General features: G+C 74.9%; 14 protein-coding genes. 5 read left to right on the top strand and 9 right to left on the bottom strand.

The features are described 5' to 3' along the window. Positions 1–42: 42 nt before the first annotated feature. From ACFV04_RS16845 to ACFV04_RS16825, 5 genes are all read right to left on the bottom strand, one after another. Entirely contained in the window at positions 43–1,368 is a 1,326-nt protein-coding gene (locus ACFV04_RS16845; RefSeq protein ID WP_380529798.1) for a M1 family metallopeptidase, read from the bottom strand. A 47-nt stretch (positions 1,369–1,415) separates the two neighbouring features. After that, complete coding sequence (locus ACFV04_RS16840; RefSeq protein WP_380529764.1) at positions 1,416–5,306, bottom strand: Pls/PosA family non-ribosomal peptide synthetase; 3,891 nt, start codon at positions 5,304–5,306, stop codon at positions 1,416–1,418. Positions 5,307–5,711: 405 nt separating this feature from the next. Beyond that, on the bottom strand, positions 5,712–6,578 hold the full coding sequence (locus tag ACFV04_RS16835; RefSeq protein WP_380347105.1) for an NmrA family NAD(P)-binding protein: 867 nt from the start codon (positions 6,576–6,578) through the stop codon (positions 5,712–5,714). Continuing rightward, positions 6,575–7,066 carry a hypothetical protein gene (locus ACFV04_RS16830; RefSeq protein WP_380529762.1) on the bottom strand — a complete coding sequence of 164 codons (492 nt, stop codon included), beginning with the start codon at positions 7,064–7,066 and terminating at the stop codon, positions 6,575–6,577. The genes ACFV04_RS16835 and ACFV04_RS16830 overlap by 4 nt, the downstream gene beginning before the upstream one ends. A gap of 179 nt (positions 7,067–7,245) precedes the next feature. Next, the gene (locus ACFV04_RS16825) at positions 7,246–7,767 is read right to left on the bottom strand and encodes a MarR family transcriptional regulator (protein WP_360255533.1); all 522 of its coding nucleotides are present in this window, start codon (positions 7,765–7,767) and stop codon (positions 7,246–7,248) included. 487 nt (positions 7,768–8,254) lie between these two features. On the opposite strand from ACFV04_RS16825, the gene ACFV04_RS16820 reads away from it, so the two are divergent. Further along, complete coding sequence (locus ACFV04_RS16820) at positions 8,255–9,871, top strand: alpha/beta hydrolase (protein WP_380347103.1); 1,617 nt, start codon at positions 8,255–8,257, stop codon at positions 9,869–9,871. A 623-nt stretch (positions 9,872–10,494) separates the two neighbouring features. Here the strand turns inward: ACFV04_RS16820 and ACFV04_RS16815 are convergent. Beyond that, a complete protein-coding gene (locus ACFV04_RS16815; protein WP_380529759.1) occupies positions 10,495–11,232 on the bottom strand; it encodes an ABC transporter ATP-binding protein in 738 nt (245 codons plus the stop codon). Positions 11,233–11,638: 406 nt separating this feature from the next. On the opposite strand from ACFV04_RS16815, the gene ACFV04_RS16810 reads away from it, so the two are divergent. The 3 genes from ACFV04_RS16810 (at position 11,639) to ACFV04_RS16800 (ending at position 18,835) form a co-directional block, all read left to right on the top strand. Beyond that, positions 11,639–14,842: an FtsX-like permease family protein gene (locus ACFV04_RS16810; protein WP_380529757.1), complete on the top strand. Its 3,204-nt coding sequence runs from the start codon at positions 11,639–11,641 to the stop codon at positions 14,840–14,842. Next, the gene (locus ACFV04_RS16805) at positions 14,839–17,655 is read left to right on the top strand and encodes a hypothetical protein (protein WP_380529755.1); all 2,817 of its coding nucleotides are present in this window, start codon (positions 14,839–14,841) and stop codon (positions 17,653–17,655) included. Before ACFV04_RS16810 ends, ACFV04_RS16805 begins: the two co-directional genes overlap by 4 nt. 190 nt (positions 17,656–17,845) lie before the next feature. After that, positions 17,846–18,835, top strand: a complete 990-nt coding sequence (locus tag ACFV04_RS16800; protein WP_380347097.1) for an ABC transporter ATP-binding protein — start codon at positions 17,846–17,848, stop codon at positions 18,833–18,835. Positions 18,836–18,994: 159 nt separating this feature from the next. On the opposite strand, the gene ACFV04_RS16795 is transcribed toward ACFV04_RS16800, so the two are convergent. Both ACFV04_RS16795 and ACFV04_RS16790 read right to left on the bottom strand, forming a co-directional pair. Continuing rightward, a complete protein-coding gene (locus ACFV04_RS16795) occupies positions 18,995–19,177 on the bottom strand; it encodes a hypothetical protein (protein WP_360255514.1) in 183 nt (60 codons plus the stop codon). A gap of 151 nt (positions 19,178–19,328) precedes the next feature. Beyond that, positions 19,329–20,924, bottom strand: coding sequence for an AMP-binding protein (locus ACFV04_RS16790; RefSeq protein ID WP_380529752.1), 1,596 nt, complete (start codon positions 20,922–20,924; stop codon positions 19,329–19,331). Positions 20,925–21,212: 288 nt separating this feature from the next. Here ACFV04_RS16790 and ACFV04_RS16785 point away from each other — a divergent pair, with 288 nt between their 5' ends. Continuing rightward, entirely contained in the window at positions 21,213–21,845 is a 633-nt protein-coding gene (locus ACFV04_RS16785; RefSeq protein WP_380529750.1) for an AAA family ATPase, read from the top strand. 2 nt (positions 21,846–21,847) lie between these two features. Here the strand turns inward: ACFV04_RS16785 and ACFV04_RS16780 are convergent, their stop codons facing one another. Beyond that, positions 21,848–22,054, bottom strand: coding sequence for a hypothetical protein (locus tag ACFV04_RS16780; protein WP_380347094.1), 207 nt, complete (start codon positions 22,052–22,054; stop codon positions 21,848–21,850). Between the last annotated feature and the right edge of the window lie 265 nt (positions 22,055–22,319).

Below are 22,319 nucleotides of genomic sequence, written 5' to 3'. Positions count from 1 at the left end.
GACCGGTTTTCCGGCCGCCCGACCGGCTGCTCGTCCGGCCGCTCAGCCCGGCAGCGGCGGCAGTTCCGGCCGTTCCAGCCAGGCCTCGAAGAGCGGGCCGAGCGGCGTGGAGGTGTACCGGGAGGCGTGCGCCCGGAGGTCGGCGGTGTCGACCACACCGTGCCGGTTGATGCCCGTCCAGTCCCGCAGCATCGCGAAGAAAGCGTCGTCGCCCAGGGCCCGCCGCAGGGCGTGCACGACGAGACCGCCGCGCTGGTACAGCCGGTCGTCGAACATCAGCTTCCGGCCGGGGTGGCCGAGGACCAGGTCCTGCGGCTGCCCGGCCAGCAGGGTGTGCGCGGCGGCGGCACGGGTGGCCGCGGCAGGGCCGCCCGTGTGCTCGGACCAGAGCCACTCCGCGTACTTGGCGAAGCCCTCGTTGAGCCAGATGTGCCGCCAGTCGGCGATCGTCACGCTGTTGCCGAACCACTGGTGGGCCAGCTCGTGGGCGATCAGCCGCTCGCGCTCCCAGCCGCCGCCGAGGTGGTTGGCGCCGAAGGTGGCGAGGCCCTGCGCCTCCACCGGCACGTCCAGGTCCTCGTCGGCGAGGACGACCGCGTACTCGCCGAACGGGTACGGCCCGAAGACCTCGCCGAAGTAGGCCGTCATCTCGGGCTGCCGGGCGAAGTCCCGGGCGAACCCGGTGGCCAGCCGCTCCGGCACGTACCCGGTCTGCGGCACGGCCGGCCGGGCGGCCAGCGGCACCGGCCGGTAGTGGCCGATGGACACCGTCACCAGGTATGTGGAGGTCGGCGCGCTCTGCTCGTACACCCAGGTGGTGCTGGACGCCCGGGTCGTGCGGGTCAGCAGCCGGCCGCTCGCGACCACGGTGAACGGCGACGGCGTGGTGACGGCGATCTGGTAGGTCGCCTTGTCGGCGGGCCGGTCGTTGCACGGGAACCAGGACGGCGCGCCGACCGGCTGGCTGGCCACCAGCGCGCCCTCGGTCAGCTCCTCCCAGCCCAGGCCGCCCCACGGGCTGCGCACCGGGCGCGGGTTGCCGGTGTAGTGCACCTCGACGGTGAACGCCGCGCCCGCCGCGAGCGGCTTCGCCGGGCGGATCCGCAGCTTGCCGCCGCGGTGGGTGTAGCGGGCGACCCGGCCGTCGACCAGGACCCGTCCGATCCGGAACTCGGCCAGGTCGAGCGCGAACTCGGCCAGCACCGCGTCCGCCACCGCGCTCAGCCGGGCCGATCCGGTCAGCCGGTTGGGACCGGGCCGGTAGTCCAGCGCCAGCTCGTAGCGGTGCACCCGGTAGCGGTGGTCGCCGCTGTTCGGGAAATACGGGTCCGGGGCGCCGGCGGCCGCGGGGGCGTGCTTGGACTTCACGGGGACGAGCGCTTCCTGCGGGCCGGGACGGGTGGTCGACGGGGTGGTCACGACGTGGTCTGCCACACCTCGATGGGGTTGCCCAGCCACCGCGTGTCGGCGGGGACGGACTCGGCACGCATCACCAGCGAGGCCGGGCCCAGCGTACTGCGCGCGCCCACCGTGCTGCCGGGCAGCACGATGCCGCCCGGGCCCAGGGTGGCGCCCTCGCGGAGGACCACAGTATCCATCCGCATGATCCGGTCGTGGAAGAGGTGGGTCTGCACGACGCAGCCCCGGTTGATGCTGACCCCGTCGCCGAGGGTGACCAGGTCCGCCTCCGGCAGCCAGTAGCTCTCGCACCAGACGCCGCTCCCGACCTTCGCGCCGAGCGCCCGCAGCCACAGGTTCAGCACCGGCGTGCCCGGCACCGCGCCGACCAGCCACGGCACCGCCAGCATCTCCACGAAGGTGTCCGCCAGCTCGTTGCGCCACACGAACCCGCTCCACAGCGGGTGCTCCACCGCCCGGAACCGCCCGACCAGCAGCCACTTCGCCGCCACCGCGACCAGGCAGGCCAGCGCACCGGCGCCCAGCAGCACCAGGCCCGACAGCAGCGCGGCGGTCAGCGGCGAGCCGGCCGCCAGCCAGGACAGCGCCGCCACCGTCAGCAGTCCCAGCGCGCCCGAGGCCAGCACCGGCACCACCCGGGCCAGCTCGACCAGCCCGCGCGCCCACAGCAGCCGGGCCGGCGGCTCGTAGGTCAGGCTCTGGTCGGCCCGGTCCGCCGCGCGCGGCAGCCGCACCGGCGGCATGCCCAGGTACGAGCTGCCCTTCTTCGCCTTCGCCGGCGTCGCCGACAGCACGCCCACCAGGCCGCGCTTGGGTACCGACCGGCCCGGCGCGGTCATCCCCGAGTTCCCGAGGAACGCCCGCTCGCCGACCTTCGCCTCGCCGAGCCGCACCCAGCCGCCGCCCAGCTCGTACGGGGCGATCAGGGTGTCGTCGGCCAGGAACGCGCCGTCGCCGACGGTGGTCAGGCTGGGCAGCGCGAGCACCGTCGACACCTCGGCGCCGCGGCCGATCCGCATCCCCAGCGCCCGCAGCCACAGCGGGGTGACCAGCCCGGCGTACAGCGGGAACAGCACCTCCCGGGCCCGGTCCATCAGCTGGGTGACCGTCCACGCCTGCCAGCCGACCCGGCCGTGCAGCGGGTGCACTCCGGGCGCCAGGCCGATGCTCAGCAGCCGGACCAGCACCAGCAGCTGCGCCGCGTACACCGCGCCGTACGCGAGGGTCGCGGGCAGCAGGCCGAGCAGTGCGCCGCCGAGCGCCGGGCCGAGGGCGTCGCCCTGCTGGACGAAGCGGGACAGCACGGCGAGCGCGGCCACGGCGGGCAGCGCCGGGAGCAGGCCGAGCACGGCACCGCTCGCCCCGTACAGCGAGGCCCAGCGGGCCCGGCGCACCGGGCGGTCCTTGGGCCAGGTGCGCTCGGCGCGGCCCAGCTTGACGGCGGGCGCGCCGCCCCAGCGCTGGCCGGTCGGCACCTGGCCGGTGACGCTGGAGCCGGCCACCACCTGGGCGTGCTTGCCGATCCGGGCACCGGGCAGCAGCGTCGAGCGGGTGCCGACCACGGCGCCGGAGCCGACCTTGACCTGGCCGATCAGCAGCCGGTCGCCGTCCAGCCAGTAGCCGCACAGGTCCACCTCGGCCTCGACCGCGCAGCCGCGGCCCAGCTTCAGCATCCCGGTGACCGGCGGCAGCGAGTGCAGGTCCACCTCGGGCGCGACCTTGCAGCCCAGCGCGCGGGCGAAGCGCACCAGCCAGGCGCCGGACAGCGAGTCCGCGCCGCTGAGTTCGGCGAGCCGTTCGGCGGTCCACAGTCGCAGGTGCACGGCGCCGCCGCGCGGGTGGCTGCCGGGGCGCACGCCGCGCAGCAGCAGCCGTGCGCCGCCCGCCGCGACGGCCAGCCGGCCCGCCGGGGTGTACAGCGCCAGGGCGCCCGCGCCGACCCACCACCAGGAGGCGGTGGGCGCCCACGGGTAGTCCCCGAGGTGGGTGAGCAGGTTGCCGGCGGCCAGCAGGGCGACCGTCCAGCGCAGGCCGACCACGGTGAACAGCGGGACCAGCAGGAGCAGCTGCAGCAGCTTGGCCCTGGTCGGCACCAGGGTGACGGTGCGGGCCTCGGTGCGGTCGGGAGCGGTGCGCTCCAGGTGCCGGGCGAGCTTGCGCAGCGTCGGGTGCTGGTAGATGTCGAGGACGGCCGCGCTCGGGTAGCGGGTGCGCAGCAGGGTGGTCAGCCGGGCGGCGGCCAGGCTGCCGCCGCCGATCGCGAAGAAGTCGTCGCGCGGGCCGCCGACGGTGATGCCGAGGATCTCGGACCACTGCTCGGCCAGCCAGGCCTCGGTGCCGTACAGCTGCTCGCTCGGCCCGGCGGACTCCAGCTCGGGCAGCGGCCAGGGCAGGGCGTTGCGGTCGACCTTGCCGGAGGTGCGGGTGGGCAGGGTCTCCACGGTCGTGAGCAGCGGGACCAGGGCGGCGGGCAGCTCGGCGCGCAGCCGCTCGACGGCCTGCTCGCGGTCGAAGCCGTCCTGCACCACCAGGTAGCCGACCAGCAGCTGGTTGCCGCCGCGCGCGGTCCGGACGGCGGCGGCCGCGCCCGCCACGCCGGGCAGGGCCTGCAGCGCCGCGTCGACCTCGCCGAGCTCGATCCGGCGGCCGCCCAGCTTGATCTGCTCGTCGGTGCGTCCGAGGAAGAGCAGGCCGGCCGGGTCGGCCTGGACGAGGTCTCCGCTGCGGTAGGCGCGCTCCCAGCCCAGCGAGGGCAGCGGCGCGTACTTCTCGGCGTCCTTCTCCGGGTCGAGGTAGCGGGCCAGACCGACCCCGCCGATCACCAGCTGGCCGGTGCCGCCGGGGGCGACCGGAGCGCCGGCCTCGTCCACCACGGCGAGGTCCCAGCCGTCGAGCGGGAGGCCGATCCGCACCGGGCCCTCACCGCTCAGCAGGGCGGCGCAGGCGACCACGGTGGCCTCGGTCGGGCCGTAGGTGTTCCACACCTCGCGGCCCTCGGTGACCAGGCGCTGCACCAGCTCGGGCGGGCAGGCCTCGCCGCCGAAGATCAGCAGCCGCACCTCGTTGAGCGCCTCGGCGGGCCACAGGGCGGCCAGGGTCGGCACGGTGGAGACCACGGTGATCTCCTGCTCGGCGAGCCAGGGCCCGAGGTCGGCGCCGCTGCGGACCTGGGCGCGGGGGACGGGCACCAGGCAGGCGCCGTGCCGCCAGGCCAGCCACATCTCCTCGCAGGAGGCGTCGAAGGCCACCGACAGCCCGGCCATCACCCGGTCGCCCGGGCCGATCGGCTCGTCCTGGAGGAAGAGCGCGGCCTCGGCGTCCACGAAGGCGGCGGCGTTGCGGTGGGTGACGGCGACGCCCTTGGGCTTTCCGGTGGAGCCGGAGGTGAAGATGATCCAGGCGTCGTCGGCGGGGGTGGGGCGGTGCCCGGGGGCCGGAGCGCGCTCGGCCGTGGTGGTGAGGACGAGGCCGGCGCCGATCACACCGGCGACCCCGGCCTCGCCGAAGACCAGGTCGGCGCGTTCGTCCGGGTCCTCCGCGTCCACCGGGACGTAGGCGGCGCCGGCGGCGAGCACGGCGAGGATCGAGACGTACAGGTCGTTGGTTCCGGAGGGCACCCGCACGCCGACCCGGTCGCCCGGGCCGATCCCGGCGGCGGCCAGCCGGCGGCGCAGCCGGTCGACCTCGGCCGCCAGCGCGCGGTAGCCGAGCACGGTGCGGCCGTCGTCCAGGGCGGGCTCGTCGGGGTGGGCGCGCACGGTGGCCTCCAGGAGGTCCACCAGGGTGCGCGGTGCAGCGGCCGGGCGGCCCGGGAACAGGGCGTGCGGCGGCGCGGCGGGCCGGTGCGGCCGGCTCGGTTCGTTCGGCTCGATCGGTTCAGCTGTCATGGCAGCCCGTGCGCTCCTCGTCCTCGCCCCGTTCCGACCGATGCCCGGCCCTTGGGGGCGGTGGGAGCACTCGCCGGACCGGGTGACCCCACTCCGGGGCCGGAGCGGACAACCCAACCGATGGTAGCTCCGGTTCTCCGTCGGCGGGTGGGTCGTTGCGCGGCCCAACTCCGCCGGGGGCGGCCGAATCTGACGATCCGTCAGTCGACAACTGAGGCGGTGTTGCTCCGATGTGACGATGAGTCAGTCGAACTGACGGATCGTCAGGCCGGATTTCCGATCGTGATCCACACCACAGCGAATACTGCTCCCTTCGGGTGGCGGGCCCGGTGTTTCGGCCGTTTCCGGCACTCTTTCGGCCCTGCGGCCCCGGTCGGCCCGGGCCCGCCACGAGGGTCGGGACGGTCAGCCGAAGGCGTGCAGGTGCTCCCGGAGGAACGCTTCCAGGGTACGGGGGCTGCGCCCCGTGGCGTCGGTGAAGGCGCCGTCGGGCGTCTCCCGGCGCACCACGGCGAGCTGCTGGATCTCCACCACGTGGGCGGCGAGCCAGTCCGGCATCCCGGCACGTTCGACCAGATGGGCGTGCAGCCCGGCCGGGGCGAGGTCGACGTAGCGGACCGGCCGGCCGAGCAGCTCTCCCAGCAGCGCGGTGAGCTCCGGGTGGCTGTACGCCCGCCCGCCGGTGAGCGGGTAGGTGCCGCCCGCCAGCTCCGGGCGGGTGAGGACGTCGGCGGCGAGGTCGCCGACGTCCCGGACGTCCACGTAGTTGCAGCGGGCCTGCCCCGTCGCGCCGTGCACCACCCCGGCGGCGGCGATGCCGGGGGCCAGCAGCAGCAGCTTCTGCATGAACGCGTACGGGCGCAGGACGGTGGTGGTGACGCCGGAGGACCGCAGGCGCTCCTCGATCAGGTGGTGGCCGCGGGAGACGGCCACGGGGGAGTCCGGCTCGGCGGCGGGCGCGGAGACCTTGACGACGTGCTCCACCCCGCAGTCGAGCGCCGCGTCGATCGCCGCCAGCTCGTACCGGACCTGGTCCGGGCTGTTGGCCATGGTGAGGAAGAGCTGGCGGGCGCCGCGGAAGGCCGCCCGGAGGGACGCCGGATCGGCGGCGTCGGCCCGGAACGGCTCGGTCCGGGCGAGGGTCCGCCCGTCCAGTGAGGCGGCGAGCCGGCCGGGGTCGCGGCTGAGCGCGCGGCTCGGGGCGCCGAGGGCGGAGAGGCTGCGCAGGGTGGCGCCGCCGGTGGCGCCGGCGGCGCCCATGATGACGATCATGACGTCTGCCTTTCGGGTTGCGGTGCGGAGTGGAGTCGGTGCTGCGGTTCGCGGGGCGTGCGTCGGCTGGCGCGCCAGTGCCAGGTGGTGATGGTGGCGGCGATGGCGGCGGAGACCGGCAGGTCGACCGGCAGCCGCTTCGGCCAGGGGCTGTCGGCGAGGGCCGGGAGGTGCGGGAGCCAGTGCGCGGCGGCGAGGCCGACGCCGAGGGCGAGGGCGGCGGCGATCAGGCCGAGGACGGCTGCCGCGAGGGCGCGCGGGGTCCGGGCGGGCCGGGGGTGGACGGGGCGCCCGCGCAGGACGCCGCCGAGCGCGGCGGCCACCAGGGCCGAGGTGCCGCCGATGGTGGTGAGTGCGGCGACCACCAGCTCGTGTTGCCGGGTGACCGCCCCGCCGAGGCCGGCCATCGCGGCGGGCATGACGTAGGCGACCAGGACCTCGCGCCACAGGACGAACGGCGGCGGAGCGCCGGGAGCCTTCTTGCTCATGGGGTTGTCCTCACGTTCGGGTTGCCGTGGTTCCGGTGGTTTCTGGTTAGGTACCTAAGTATTTGTGCTTAGGTACCTAACTATTGGGGCGAAGGGAAGGCGGGCCGGCTGCGGCCCGCCCGGTGGGGTGTGGCGGTGGGGGTGCCAGGTTCGAGGTCGGGTCGCGGACGGCCCCGCGGTCAGTCCGCGGTGAACGCGTCGACGCCCGCGACCACCCGGGCCAGCAGGTCGAGGAAGGTGGTGCGCTCCTCGACGGAGAGGCCGCCGACCAGCGCCTGCATCCGGGCGAAGTGCTCGGGTGCCAGCTCGCGCAGCCGGTCGGCGCCGCGCGCGGTGAGGATCACCACGTTGCCGCGCCCGTCCTCGGTGGACGGGCGGCGGGCCACCAGACCCTCCCGCTCCAGGCCGTCGACCAGGCCGGTCACGGTCGCGCGGGAGACGCCCAGGCTCGCCGCGAGCTGGGACGGCGACTTCTCGCCGCCGTGGTCCTCCAGGTCGGCCAGCAGTCGGTAGCGGCCGGTGGAGAGCCCGAAGCGGCCGAAGTGCACCTCGCCGGCCTGTCCGATCCTGGCCCCCGCCGCCATCAGTCGGGCCGCGACCAGGACCGCCTGCGGGTCGGCCGCGAGGCCGTAGCGGGCGATCTGGCGGCGGGCCTGGTCGAGGGTGGGTGCGCCGGGGTCGAACTCGGAGTGCTGCGTCACGAGAAGTAATATGGCGCCTAATCAGATCTCTCGTCAAGTGCGCCCGGGAGAAGCGGGCGGGCCTGCGGACGGCGTCGGTGACCACGGGCCGGAGTCGATGCGGGTCCGGATGGAGCGGCTCGCCCCGGTCGGGGGGCGCCGCTTCGAGCGGATCGAGGACCTGGTCGGCCCGCCGTGCCCGAACGCCGTCCACCAGGTGGCTGCCGAGGACGGCTTGTCGAAGCCGATCGCGCAGCAGCGGCGCCGGCCGTGGGTCGCGTCGGCGGCCCGCGGCCTGGCCGACGGTGCGTCAGTCCGGGATGAGCGGGAGTCAGAACGACCCGCTAATGATTGGCCGTCAGGTCAATGAACCGTCAAGTTGGTTCATTCACAGAATATTCCGTTGTTTTCGGCATGGAGTGCGGACAATTCTGCGGTCCCGAGGTCTTCACACGGAGATCTCCGGCTGACAGGCTGGGGCAGCCCTTTTCAGTACCGAGGAGGTTCCTTGTCCCGCATATCCACGACGGCCGGAGCAGTCGCCTGCGCTCTCGCCCTTGTCACCGGTTCCGCCGTCGCCGCCTCGGCGGCGCCGATCGACCGGGCCCCGGGCCTGGCCGAGGCGAAGGTCGACCCCGTCGCCTGGGCCCCGTGCAACCCCGACCCGAGCAAGCCGGACCCGGGCATCTACGACTGCGCCGTCTACCCCGTGCCGCTGGACTACGACAACCCGTCGGGCGAGAAGGTCGGCATCGCGATGATGCGGCGCCGGGCGAGCGACCCGTCGAAGCGGATCGGCTCGCTGTTCCTCAACCCGGGCGGCCCGGGCGGCAGCGGCTACCTGTGGGCGACGACCAGCCGCTTCGGCCCCGAGGTGCAGTCCAAGTTCGACCTGATCGGCTTCGACCCCCGCGGTGTGGCCCGGAGCAACCCGCTCAAGTGCTTCAAGACCCAGGAGGATGCCGACGCGGTCAACAACCGCATGGTCGGCGTCCCGGTCACCAAGGCCGAGGTCAACGAGACGCTGGACGCGGACCAGGACTACACGGACGCGTGCAGCAAGAACGCGGGCCCGCTGATCGAGCACATGTCGACGATCAACGTGGTGCGCGACCTCGACCGGATGCGCCGCGCCGTCGGTGACGCCCAGCTCAGCTTCGCCGGCTTCTCCTACGGCACCCTGATCGGTTCGACGTACGCCAACATGTACCCGAACAAGGTCCGCGCGATCATCATCGACGGCAACGTCGACCCGAACCTGCGCCTGCACAACGGCCTGGAGTACGACCGCCAGCGCGCGGGCGGCTTCGAGCTCGCCCTGGACGAGTTCCTGAAGCGCTGCCAGGCGGCCGGCGCCCCGCGCTGCGCTTTCGGCGAGGGCGACACCCGGGCCAAGTTCGACGGGCTCCGCGACCACCTGCGGACCAGCCCGATCACGCTGCCGAACGGCTCCAAGGTGACGCTGAGCAGCTTCACCAGCGAGGTCGCCAGCGCCCTGTACTCGCAGGCCAAGCTGGCCCCGCTGGCCAAGTCGCTGCAGGCCACCTACCAGGTGCTGCAGAAGCCGAACGCCGCCACCCTGCTGGCTCCGAAGGCGAACGTCGCGGAGGAGGACGCCAACCTCCTGTCGGTGAACGTGCCGCGGGCGCTGCGGGAGGCCCCGGCGGACTCCGAGTACACCGCCGACGACTCCTACATGGGCGTCAACTGCCAGGACAAGCCGTACCCGTCGAACGACCGGGTGTTCGCGAACGTGGCCAAGACCTGGGAGCAGGAGTCGCCGACCTTCGGCCGCTACCAGGCCTTCGACGCGCCCGCGTGCGCGAGCTGGCCGGCCCCGGCCCGGGACGCCGAGCGCTTCTCCGGCCCGTGGAACAAGAAGACCTCCAACACCGTGATGGTCATCGGCAACCTCTACGACCCGGCGACCCAGTACAAGTTCGCCCAGCAGATGCAGCAGGAGCTGGGCAACGCGGTGCTGGTCAGCGTCGACTCCATCGAGCACTGCGCCGTCGGCCGCAGCAAGGCGCTGAACGACCTGGTCACCCGCTACCTGGTGGACGGCACCGCGCCGAAGCCGGGCCAGCTGCTGAAGCCGGACGCGGAGATCTTCCCGGCGGTCTGAGGACCCACCCCCCGGGAGTCCGAAGGATGAGATGACGATTGTGGTGGTCGGCTGCGCCGGCCACCACAATCGTGTTTCCGGGGCGGGTTCCGGGACCGCCCCGGAACCCGCCCCGGAATGCCCGGACAATCGTCGGCGAACCTTCCCGGGGCGGGCCGCTCCGCGTCGCGCCGACCCCAGCCGGTGCCGCCGGTGCCGCCGGCAATGAGGTCCGGTGCGGTGGTCGAGATCGGTGCCGTCGTGGACCGCCGGAAAAGGACGTGGGGTCACATTTCGATCGTCGTTTCCCGACGTCGAATTCCCGTGCCGACGGGAGCCCCGCCGGTTTCTCCCGAATCGGGAAAGCGCTGACCGCGCGCCGCGGGGAACCCGGATCGGATTTCCCCCGGCTCGCGGTGCACGTTCAGCGGTGCGCGGCCCGCAGTGCGCGGCTCGCCGTGCACCTTTCGCCGTGCACCTTTCGCGGTGCACCTTTCGCGGTGGCGGTCACCGCCACCGGAGTTCCGCCGGCAGAAGGCCCGTGACGTGCCGGTGGGCGGGTGCGGGGAGGCGCTCGGCGTCCCCGCACCCACCCACCCCACGCCCACCCACCCCACGCCCACCTGCCGCGCGGCCGGCTGCCGTCAGGCGGCCTGCCCGGCCGACTGTTCCTCGACGACCCGCCCGTCACGCAGCTCGATCACGCGGTCGGCGAGCCCCATCAGCGTCGGGTCGTGGGTGGCGACCAGCACGGTCACACCCTCGCTGCGCACCACCGCGCGCAGCAGCTCCATGATCGAGCGGCCGGTCTCGGAGTCCAGCTGGCCGGTGGGCTCGTCGGCGATGATCAGGCCGGGCTCGTTGGCCAGCGCGCGGGCGATGGCGACGCGCTGCTGCTGGCCGCCGGAGAGCTCGCCGGGGCGCTGGTTGGCGTGGTCGGCCAGCCCGACCAGGGCGAGCAGGGTGTGCGCACGCTCCTCGCGCTCGGCGGCCGCGACCTTGCGCAGCCGCATCGGCACGCCGACGTTCTCGGCGGCCGTGAGCATCGGGATCAGCCCGAAGGACTGGAAGACGAAGCCGATCCGCTCCCGCCGCAGGGCGAGCCGGCCGTCCTCGTCGAGCCCGGCGAGGTCGATGCCGTCGAGGGAGATGCTGCCGCTGGTCGGCGAGTCCAGGCCGCCGACCAGGTTGAGCAGGGTGGTCTTGCCGGAGCCGGACCGGCCCTTGAGTGCGGCGAGTTCGCCGCGCCCGACGGTGAAGGAGACGCCGCGCAGGGCGTGCACGGTCCGCTCGCCGGTGCCGAAGCTGCGCCGGAGGTCGGTCACGGCCACCATCGGTTCGGTGGTCGTGACGGTCGCGGTGGCGGCCTGATCCTGTGTCATGCGGCGTCCCCCTGTGGGCGTGGCGACCCGGTCCTATCCGGTATCCACGGATGCGGTGGCTCCGCCGGTTCACGTTCCGGGACGGGAATCCGGGAAGGCGGAGTCCGCGGCCGTGGGAACGCGGTGGAGCCGGAGTTCTGAAGTGTTCATGGCATTTCAACGGCACATCCTCGGCCGGGATGCTACCAATGAAAGGAATTTGCTCACTGCTTACTTGATTCGCGCAAGTCCCTTCCGTTCCTGGATCGAATCTGACAGCATCGTCCGCTATCCGGTGATCGAATGCCGGTGTTCAATGCGTCGGTGTGCTCTCGATGTGTCCATCCGTGGCCGATTTGTGTCCGGATCGGGTCGATGGGCGGTGCCGGTGGACGCTACCGGGGACGCGATCCGGGGGAGGAACTTGATGCTCGGCTTCGTCGTGCGCCGACTGCGCGGGCGACTGCCGCTGGCTGCCGCCGTCCTGCTGACGGTGCTGATCACCACGGCGGTGCTCACCGCCCTGGTGACCTTCAACAGCAGCGTCGGCCAGGCCGGCCTGCGGCAGGCACTGCAGGGTCCCGGCCACGCCCGGACCACGGTGGTGGTGACCGCCGAACACGGGCTCGACCAGCGGCAGAAGGACGAGGAGGCGCTCGCCTCCTACCGGCAGAAGCTGTTCGGCGACCTGCCCGTGCGCACCGACAGCCTGCTGCGCAGCCGTTCCTACGGCCTGCCCGGCAGCACCGCGGCCGGTGCGGCGGGAGGGGCCGACGCGGCAGGAACGGCGCCCGGAGCGGCGCCGGGAACGCCGGCAGCCGGCGGGACGGCCGGTCAGGCCGCCGATGCCAAGGTGGACCTGACGGTCCTCGCGGACCTCGACCGCGACCGCGTCCGGCTGGTCGCCGGGGCGTGGCCGGGCGCCGCCACCGCACCCGTCGGCGCCACCGGCCCGCAGGTCGCCGTCCCGCAGAGCATGCTGGGCCGGCTCGGCCTGACCGAGCAGGCGCTGCCCGCCGAGGTCCGCCTCACCGACCGGTTCGACGGCAAGCCGCTGACCGTCCGGGTCACCGGCGCCTACCGGGCCGTCGACCCCTTCGCCCCGTACTGGCGGATCGACCCGGTCGGCGGCCACGAGGTCGAGGTCGGCGGCTTCACCACCTTCGGCCCGATGATGGTCGACCAGAGCGCCTTCACCGCGGGCGGTCTGCTGCAGAGCAGTCGCGGCTGGCTGCTCGACGCGGACTTCACGGGCGTCGACCGGGACACCGCCCAGGCCATCGGCGACCGTGCCCCGGGCCTCACCGCAGACCTGCGGAAGGCCGCCTCGCTCGGTGTGACGACCGAACTGGCAGACGTCATGCGCGAGTTGTCGGCGAGCATGATGGTCGCCCGGTCCACCCTGCTGATCGGCGCGCTCCAACTGGCCGTCCTCGCCGCCGCGGCCCTGCTGCTGGTCGTCCGGCTGATCTCCTCCCGTCAGGAGTGGGAGAACGAACTGCTCGCGGCCCGCGGCGCCTCCGGTGCCAGGCTCGGTGGCTTCACCGCCCTGGAACTGGTGCTGCTCGCAACACCCGCGGCACTGTTCGCCCCGCTGCTCACCCCCTTCCTGGTCCGCGTCCTGGCCGGCCTCGGCAGGGCCCACCAGGTCGCCCTGGACACCGGCATCAGCTGGACGCTCTGGCCCGTCGCCCTGCTCTGCGCCCTCGCCTGCATCGTGCTGGCCGCCGTGCCCAGCCTGCTGCGCGGCGCCGGCGCGGCCCTGCGCCGCCGGGCCGGAAGCCGCCAGGCCGTGGTCTCCGGCATCGCGCGCAACGGCGGCGACCTCGCCCTGCTGGTCCTGGCCGCCCTCGCTTACCAGCAACTGAGCCAGTACGGGGGCGGGCTGTCCACCGACTCCTCGGGCAAGCTCGGCGTCGACCTCCTGCTGGTCGCCACCCCGACCCTGGCACTGTGCGCGGGCACCCTGGTGGTGCTGCGCCTGCTGCCGCTCGCCGCCCGGCTGGGCGCCCGGGTCGCCGCCGGCGGCCGGGGCCTCGGCCCGGCCATGGTCGGCTGGCAGCTGGCCCGTCAACCCGCCCGTGCCACCGGCCCGGTGCTGCTGCTCGTGATGGCCGTCGCCACCGGCGTCCTCGCCCTCGGACAGCAGGCCACCTGGAACGTCTCCCAGCGGGACCAGGCCGCCTTCACCACGCTCGGCGGCCTGCGCATCTCCGCCTCGCACAGTTCGCTGATGGGCCAGGCCGGCCGCTTCGGCGCCCTGCCCGGCGGCGACCGGCTGGTCCCCGTGGTGCGCGAGGAGCAGCAACTGCCCTCCGGTACCGGACAGGTGCTCGCCCTGGACACCGCCGCCTTCGCCGACCGCGTCCCGGTGCGCGAGGACCTGCTGGACGGGCACACCCGGGACGAGCTGTTCCGTCCGCTCGCCCTTCCGGCCCCGGCCGGTGCGCCGGACGGGGTGCCGGTGCCCGGTCACCCGCTGCGGATCGACGCCGAGCTCGCGACCGACTCGACCGGGTTCCCGTCCACCGAGCCGTCCCTGCGGGTGACGCTCCTCGTCCGGGACCGCTTCGGCATCGTCTACAAGCTCCCGTTCAACGGCGTCCCGACCGACGGCGGCCTGCGCGGCTCGGCCTCGCTGAGCACACTGGTCGACGCCCCGCTGGGCTCCGTCGCCGCACCCCTGACCGTCGTCGGGGCGACCGCCGCCGCCAGGAGCAAGACCGACCTCGACACCGCGTTCCGCTCACTGGCCGTCTCCGACACCGAGGCCGGGCCCACGACGGCCGTCCCGCTGCCGGCCGGCATCTCCTGGGGGGCCCGGAGCGGCGGCAAGGCCGGCGCACCGGCCACCGTGCCGGGTGTCGCCACCCGTGACTACCTGAAGGCCATCGGCTCCTCGGTCGGCGACACCGTGCGGGTGCCGTTCGGCGGGGCCACCCTCCCGATCAAGGTCACCGCCGCCGTCGAGGCCCTGCCGGTGGCGGGCCGCAACGCGGTCGTGATCGACCTGGCCACCACCGCGCGGGCGCTGCTCGTCCAGCACGGCACGGTCGCCAACAACGCCGAGTGGTGGCTGCCCGCCACCGGCCCGGACGACCACACCCCGGCGCAGGCGGCCTCGGCCCTCCGCGCGGCCCCCGGAGCGCAGGACGTCCGGCTGTACGACGAGGTGGCCGAGGGCTTCCTCAGCGACCCGGTCGGCGCCGCCCCGCAGAGCGCGCTGACGGCCATCGCGGTCGTCACCGCCCTCCTCGCGGCGATCGGCTTCGGCGCCGCCGTGGCCGGCTCCGCCCGTCAGCGCTCCCAGGACGCCGCCCTGCTGCTCGCCCTGGGCGCGCCCCGCCGGACGGTGTCCCGTACCACCACGGCCGAGCCGGCCATCCTGGCCGCCCTCGGCGGAGCCGTCGGACTCGGCCTCGGGGCGCTGCTCGTCCACCTGATCGTGCCGTTCGTCGTGCTGACCTCCGCCGCGCACCGGCCGCTACCCGAGGCAGTGGTCGAACTGCCGCTGGGCCAGGCGCTCCTGCTCACCGCCGCGATCGCCGTCGTCCCGCTGCTGTCCGCCTTCCTCGTCGGACGCCGTCGTCGGAACGTGGCCGCCCGGCTGCGCCTCGTGGAGGAGATGTGACCACCAAGGCCGGCACCCCCGTGCCCACCCCCGCCTCCGCCCACCGGCCCGCGAGCTGGGTCCGCACCAGGTTGCGCGCCAACCCCGCGGCGGCGCTGCTGATGGCGGCCCTCACCCTGGTGACGGTCTTCCTGGCGGCGGCCTTCCCCCGCGTCGCGGACCGGGGCGCGGACGCCGCCCTGCGGGACTACGTGAGCCACCAGGGCCTGAACCTGACCAGCCTGCAGACGGCCACCAAGACCCGGACGGGCGACACCGCCGCCGGGCTGGACACCGCGCGCGAGCAGATCACCGCACGGATCGGCCGGGAACTGACGCTGTCCCGGCCCGGCGAGGCCTACGGCACCAAGGCGCAGACCGAGGCCAGGATGAACAACCCGGGCTACGCCCGGCTGTCCGACAACGCCGCGCCGACGATCTCCCTGCTCTACCTGCACGGCCTGGCCGACCGGGTCACCCTGACCGCCGGGACCTGGCCCGGGCCCGCCCCGGCGGCGGTCGGCGCCCCGCTGCCGATCGTGGTCAGCGAGAAGGCCGCGGCGACCGTCGGCATCAAGCTCGGCGACACCGTCGACAACGGCGCCGGCGGACCGGGCACCGGGGCGAACAGCGTGGTGACCGGCTTCTACCGCGTCAACGACCCGCTGGACCCGTTCTGGGACGACCTCGGCTGCCCGGCCCGGGCCTGCCTGCACATAGGGCCCGGTGGCACCAACTGGTGGCAGACCACCGGCTTCGTCGACAGCGGAAGCATCGCCGCGCTGGCGCTCTGGGGCTCGGGCGGCGACAACTTCTGGCGCCTGCCGGTCGAGGCCTCCTCGCTGCGCGCCGACCAGCTCGACCACACCCGCGCCACCCTCGCGTCCTTCCAGACCGGACGCGGCGCCTCGGACCTGGTCGACGCCACCAAGCGCGCGGACCTGCACACCACCTCCAACCTGTCCGACCTGCTCACCCGGGCGGACGCCCGCTACCAGGCCGCCATGCCGCTCAGCGCGATCGGCCCGGCGGGTGTCGCCGGGGTCGCCGTGGTGGTGCTGTTCCTGGCCGCGGCCCTGACCACCGACCGGCGCACCGCCGAGATCCGGCTGCTCCAGGCCCGCGGCGGCTCGCGCGGCGGCGTGCTGCTGCGCCTGCTCGGCGAGGGTGCGGCCACGGTCCTGCCGGCCGCCGTGCTCGGGACGGCCCTCGCCCTGGTGCTGCTGCCCACCCCCCGGTGGGAGTACGCCGTCCTGGCGGCCCTCGTCGCGGCCCTGCTCGCGCTGCTGGCCTTCCCGGCCCGGGCGGCCCTGCTGTGGTCGCGCCGCCGTACGGTCGGCGGCTGGCGCCGGGCGATCGGCGAACTCGCCGTCCTGGCCGTGACCGCCGCGGCCGTGGCCGAGGTCCGGCGCCGCGGGGTCGGACACTCCGGCGTCGGCGTGGACCCGCTGCTGGTGGCCGCCCCGCTGCTGCTCGCCGTCACCGGCGGGCTGCTGCTGGCCCGGATCGAACCGGTGGTGGTCGGCTGGCTGGCCGCGCTGACCGGTCGCGGCCGGGGCCTGATCGGCTTCCTCGGCCTCGCCCGGGCGGCCCGTGACAACTCGGGCCGGCGGCGCCCCTCCGCGCTTCCGCTGCTCGCCCTGCTGATCGCCGTCACCACGGCCGGCTTCGGTGCCACCGTGCTCGACACCGTGGACCACGTCCGGACGCGTGCCGCCCGCATCGCCACCGGCGGGGACGCCTCGGTGGCGATTCCGGAGTACGCCACCCTGTCCGAGTCGTTCACCAAGGCCGCCGGTGCCCTGCCCGGGGTCCGCGCCGCGACCGGGATCCGGGTCGAGGGCAAGGCCCTGTTCATCGGCGCCGACAAGCAGTCCACCGAGGCCTACCTGGTGGTCGCCGAGCCGACGGCGTACGCCGAGATCGCCCGGACCACCGGGCGCGGCGAGTTCGACCCGGCGAAGCTGGCCGGGGCGCCCGGCAGCCCGGACACCGCGGTGCCCGCGCTGTTCAGCCGCGACCTGGCCGCGCGCCTGGCCGCCGGCGATCCCCAGGTCCGCGTGCCCAGCGGGAACCAGGTGCGCACCACCGTCGCCGGGACGGTCGCCGCGACCCCCGCGCTGCCGGACCCGGGCAAGCCGTTCATCGTGCTGCCGGCCGGCCCCGCCACCGAACGCCTGCCGGAACTCGGCCGGGTGAACAAGTGGTTCGCGGTCGGCGACCCCGACCCCGAGCAGGTCCGGGCGGTCCTCAGGGACGGCGGCGTGACCCAGCCGACGGGCATGGCCAAGCTGATCGCGGACGAGGCCGCGGCCGCCGGCAAGGCCACCCACGGCCTGCCCGCGGGATACACCGTGCACAGCAGCCGGGAGACCGCCGCGGACCTCGCCGACGACCCGCTGCAGCACGCCGCCGGCCGGCTGTTCTGGTACGCGGCCGCCGCCGGCGGCGGATTCGCCCTGCTCGCCGTCCTGTTGACGCTGTTCCGGGCCGCGCCCGACCGCACGGCGGTGCTGGCCCGGCTGCGGACGATGGGCCTGCGGCCCCGGCAGGGGCTGGCGCTGATCGTCGCCGAGGCACTCCCGCAGACCCTGGCGGCAGCCGTCGGCGGCGGCCTGGTCGCCGCGGCCGCGGTCGCCCTGCTCGGGCCCGCGTTCGACATCTCCACCCTGGTCGGCGCCAAGGTCGGCGACGCCCTGCAACCCGCGCTGATGCCGGTGCTGCTGCCCACCGCGGGCCTGGCCCTGCTGGTCGGCCTCGGGGTGGTGGCGGAGACGCTGGTCGCCGGCCGGCGGCAGATCGCCACCGAACTGCGCGCGGGGGAGCAGCAATGACACACGTGGCGTTGACACGCGAAGCAATGACACGCGAAGCAATGACACACGAAGCAATGACACGCGAAGCGGTGGCACGGGAAACGCTGCCACGGGCCGCGGCGGCGGACCGCTTCGTGACACCGGCGAACGCCGCCGGGGCCGTGGGAACCGGCACGATGAAGCACACAGTCGAGACAGGAGACGAGCGGTGAACAGCACCCCCCAGGGGCAGACGGTCGTCGAGGCCCCCAGCCTGCAGGAACTCCGGCAGCGGGCGCTTGCCGCGGCCTCGCCCAAGGCCTACGGCGAGGGCGCGGCCATCGTCTGCGACCGGCTGGTGCGGATCTTCAGTGCCGAGGGCGTCGAGGTCCAGGCGCTCCAGGGCCTGGAACTGACCATCCGGCAGGGCGACTTGGTCGCCCTGGTCGGCGCCTCCGGCAGCGGCAAGTCGACCCTGCTCACCATCCTCGCCGGGCTGGACGTGCCGACCGCCGGCACCGCCACCGTGGCCGGCTGCGACCTGCTGGAGATGTCCGTCAAGGAACGGCTGCGCTACCGGCGCGAGGTGGTCGGCTTCATCTGGCAGCAGACCGCGCGCAACCTGCTGCCCTTCCTCACCGCCGCCGAGAACATCGCCCTGCCCATGCAGTTGCGCGGCCGCCGGTCGGGCGCCACCGGCGCGAAGCGGCAGGCGGCCCGGGTGGCCGAGTTGATGGAGGCGCTGGAGATCGGCGAGCTCGCCCACCGCAAGCCCAACGAACTCTCGGGCGGCCAGCAGCAGCGGGTGGCGATCGCGGTGGCGATGGCCAACAACCCGCCGGTGCTGCTCGCCGACGAGCCCACCGGTGAGCTGGACTCCGAGACCGCCGGGGTGATCTTCGAGTCCTTCCGCACCGTCAACCGCGAACTCGGCGCCACCGTCGTCATCGTCACCCACGACCCGATGGTCGCGGGCGAGGTGCGCCGCACCGTCGCCATCCGGGACGGCCGGACCAGCAGCGAGGTGCTGCGCCGCACCGTGACGGACGAGCACGGCGAGGAGTCGGTCAACGAGCGCGAGTACGTGATGCTGGACCGCACCGGCCGGGTGCAGCTGCCGGTCAAGTTCCTGGAGGCGCTGGGGATGGAGCACCGGGTCGCGGTCGACCTCGCGGCCGACCACATCGAGGTGCGCCCGGACGACATCGCGGGGCACTGACCGGGGTCCGGCTTCCGGTCGCCGGGTCACGGGTCGTCGGCTTCCGGTGGCCGGGTCACGGGTCGTCGGCTTCCGGTCGCCAGGTCACGGGCTGCCGGCTTCCGGTGGCCGGGCGCCGGTTTCGGGGAGACGGCTTCCGGGCGACGGCGGCGGACGGTGTCAGTCGTCGTCGCCCATCCGCCGGAAGAGGCCGCTGTTCTCGGCGTCCGAACGGAGGTCGGGCGGTGTCTCCTCCGCGGCGCGCTCTCCGCGCGACGCGGAGGTGCACAGGGCGAAGACGAGCAGGGCACTGGCCGCCACGGCGAGGATGCCCAGTGCGGTCAGGACGCGTAGCCAGGTCAAGGTAGTGCCTCCTGGGGGACGGTGCGGGGAACGCTGCCGGGGATGTATCGGCAGGCGGGCCCGCACGGTCGAGTGCCCACGGACGGTTCTTCCCGCCGGGTGCCGGGCGAGCGGTGGCCCGCTTGGGCGCTCGAAGCACGGCCGGGGCGTGTCACGCCCCCTCGCGCGCCCCTGCCGTGGCGGCGGTCCGGCCGCTGCCGCCGGTCGGGCCGTTCCGGTTGCCGGGTCGGCCGCGGTCGGCCGCCAGGGCGCGCAGGAGGCCGAGGTCCGGCTTCCCGAGGCCGTTCAGCGGGATGGCGGGCAGCAGGAGGACGGTGTCCGGCGCGCACCGCGTGCCGCCGTGCTCCCGGCTCCAGCGCCGCAGTTGCCCGGCCGTCGTCCGGGACCCCTCCGCGAGGGCCACCGCGGCGTGGACCCGCTCCAGCCGGTCCGGGTCGGTGGTCGTGAACATCACCGCCTCGTGGACGTCCGGGTGGGCGCGCAGCGGCTCCTCGACCTCGCGGGGGAACACATTGTGCCCCTCGACGATCGCCATCGGATCCCGCCGCCCCGCCACCGTCAGGTAGCCGGCGGCGTCCAGGCTGCCCAGGTCACCGGTGTGCAGCCAGCCGTCCCGCAGCATCGCGGCGGTGGACTCCAGGTCGCGCCAGTAGCCGACCATCGCCGTCGGCGTACGGACGCAGATCTCCCCGGTCCGCCCCGGGGGCAGCTCCGCCCCGTCCTCGTCCAGGACACGCACCCCGGTGTCCGGGTACGGGCGCCCGGCGGTGACCAGCAGCCGGGGGTCCAGGTGCTCGTCCGGGCTCAGCCGGGCGACCGGCCCGCACTCCGTCAGGCTGTAGGTCTGGTGCAGCACCCGGCCCAGCCGCCGGGTCGCCTCCGCCAGCCGCCGGGGCGAGGGCGGGCAGCCGGTGTAGCCGATACGGCGCAGGCTGCCGGTGTCGGTCGCGGGCAGCAGGGGATGGTCCAGCAGCCGGTACAACAGGTGCGGCGGCAGGTACATCCGGGACACCCGGAACCGCTCGACCGCCGCCAGCACGGCCCCGGCCTCGAAGCCCTCCTGCAGCACCACGGTGCCGCCCGCCGCCAGCGCGAGGTCGGCGGTCGTGCCGCCGCCGTGGCAGAGCGGCGTGCACAGCAGGAACGTCGAACCGGCCGGCAGCAGCGGGCGCGGCGGCCGCGCGAAGCGCCGCAGCACGCCCTTCGGCCGTCCCGTGGTGCCGCCGGTGAACCGCACCGCCATCACGTCCTCGGGCCCGTACCGGGGGGCGAACGGGGCGGCGGAACAGTCGGCGGCGAGCCCCAGCAGGTCCTCGCCGAGCCCGAGCGGCACCGGGCCGAGGGACAGCAGGGCGGCCCCGGGCACGGCACGCGCGACCCCGGCGGCCGCGGGCGAGCAGCGCAGGGGGTCGAAGACCAGCGCCGAGGTCCCGGCGAACTCCGCCAGCGCCACCTGCTCCGCCACCGGCCCGTCCGGGAACGGCATCGCCACCCGGCAGCCCAGCAGGTTCGCGGCGAGCCGCACCAGCAGCGCCTCCGGCCGGTTCCCGGCCAGCACCGTCACCCCGTCCCCGCGCCCCAGCCCGACCCGCTCCAGCGCCCGGGCCGTGCGGTGGACCGCGTCCAGGCAGTCCTGCCCGGTCAGCGCGGACTCCCCGGCAACCCCGGACCGGACCGCCACCCGCCCCGGGTCCCGCGCCAGCCCGTCCAGCACCAGCCCGGTGTACGTCGAAGCCACATCCGCCATGACCCGCCTCCCGTCTGACGGTGCGTCAGCCTAGTGGACGGGCGGCCCGGGAGCGCACCGCGGTCGCCCGGAGCCACCGGAGCACCGTCGGCCGGGCGGGGGCGCGGACCGGGCCGCCGGACCGGACACGGCGCCTGGGCACCATCGCCGGGAGCAGCCCCCGGCGCGCGGGTGACGGCGCGGGCCGGGGGTTGACGAGGGCCGGGGGTTGACGTGGGGCCGCCGCGCGCAGTTGTTAGGGTTCCCGGTCGGACGGAAACGGGGGAAACGGGGGAAACGGGGGAAACGGTGGGCGGCAGGGTGGACGCGGTGGTGGTGCCGCACGCGGTGGTCGACCTGCGGGGCGAGGCCGGGGCAGGGTTCGTCGTGGCCTACCCGGCGGACGCCGTCGTGGTCGTGTCCGGCCTGCCGGGCGCCGGGAAGAGCACGCTGCTGCGCCGGTGGTCCGGGACGGCGGTGCGCGCGGTGGACCCGCGGACCGTGCACGAGGCCTGCGAGGCGGTGATGCCGGCGAGCCTGCCGTACGCGGTCTACCGGCCGTGGGCCCGGCTGGAGCACTTCCGGCTGCTGCGCTCCTCGGTGCGGCGCGGCGGGCCGCTGCTGGTGCACGACTGCGGCAGCCGCGCCTGGATGCGGCGCTGGCTGGCCCGGGAGGCCGGCCGTCGCGGTCGCGAACTGCACCTGGTGCTGCTGGACGTCGGCGCGGCCACGGCGCTGGACGGCCAGCGAGCCCGCGGCCGGCACTCCTCCAGCCGGGTGTTCGCCCGCCACCACCGCGGCCTGGAACGGCTGTTGGACGCCTTCACCCGGCACGTGCGCGCCGGCGGGCCGCTGCCGACGCCCGAGGCCTCCTCGGTGCTGCTGCTGGACGCCGCCTCCCGCTCCCGCGCCGAGGCGGTGCGGTTCGGGGTGGACCGCTGAGCTCAGCGGTGGGCGCGGCGCTCGGCCTCGGCGTGCCACCAGCCGGGCGGGGAGGGCCCATCGACGGCGGCGGTGGGCTGCTCGGGGTGGAGCCCCAGCGGGCGCAGGGCATCGGCCGAGACCTGGACGTCGAACCAGCCGCGCCAGTGGCCGTCCGGGCCGATCCCACAGGTCAGGCCCCAGCGCACCGAGTTCGTGGCGAACGGCATCCAGTCGATGCCCCGGTCGCGCAGTCAAGCGCGGACGGCGGCCCACGGGGTGAGGCGGCCGGGCAGGTTCTCGTAGGCGGCGACGGTGATCCAGTCGGTGTCGGGCTCGCGCATGGGGACATCCTGCCGGGACGCGGCGCCGCCGGGGGCGGAAAATCCGCTCGCACCGGGCCCGCCCCCGGCCCTACGCTCGGCGCGCCGAACGCGCAACGCGCAACGCGCAACGCGCAACGCGCAACGCGCAACGCGCAACGCGCAACGCGCA

The organism is Kitasatospora sp. NPDC059599, from assembly GCF_042735125.1.
Taxonomy (GTDB): domain Bacteria; phylum Actinomycetota; class Actinomycetes; order Streptomycetales; family Streptomycetaceae; genus Kitasatospora.
The sequence above is the reverse complement of the archived record's forward strand: the minus strand, read 5'-3'. Positions and strand labels throughout refer to the sequence as shown.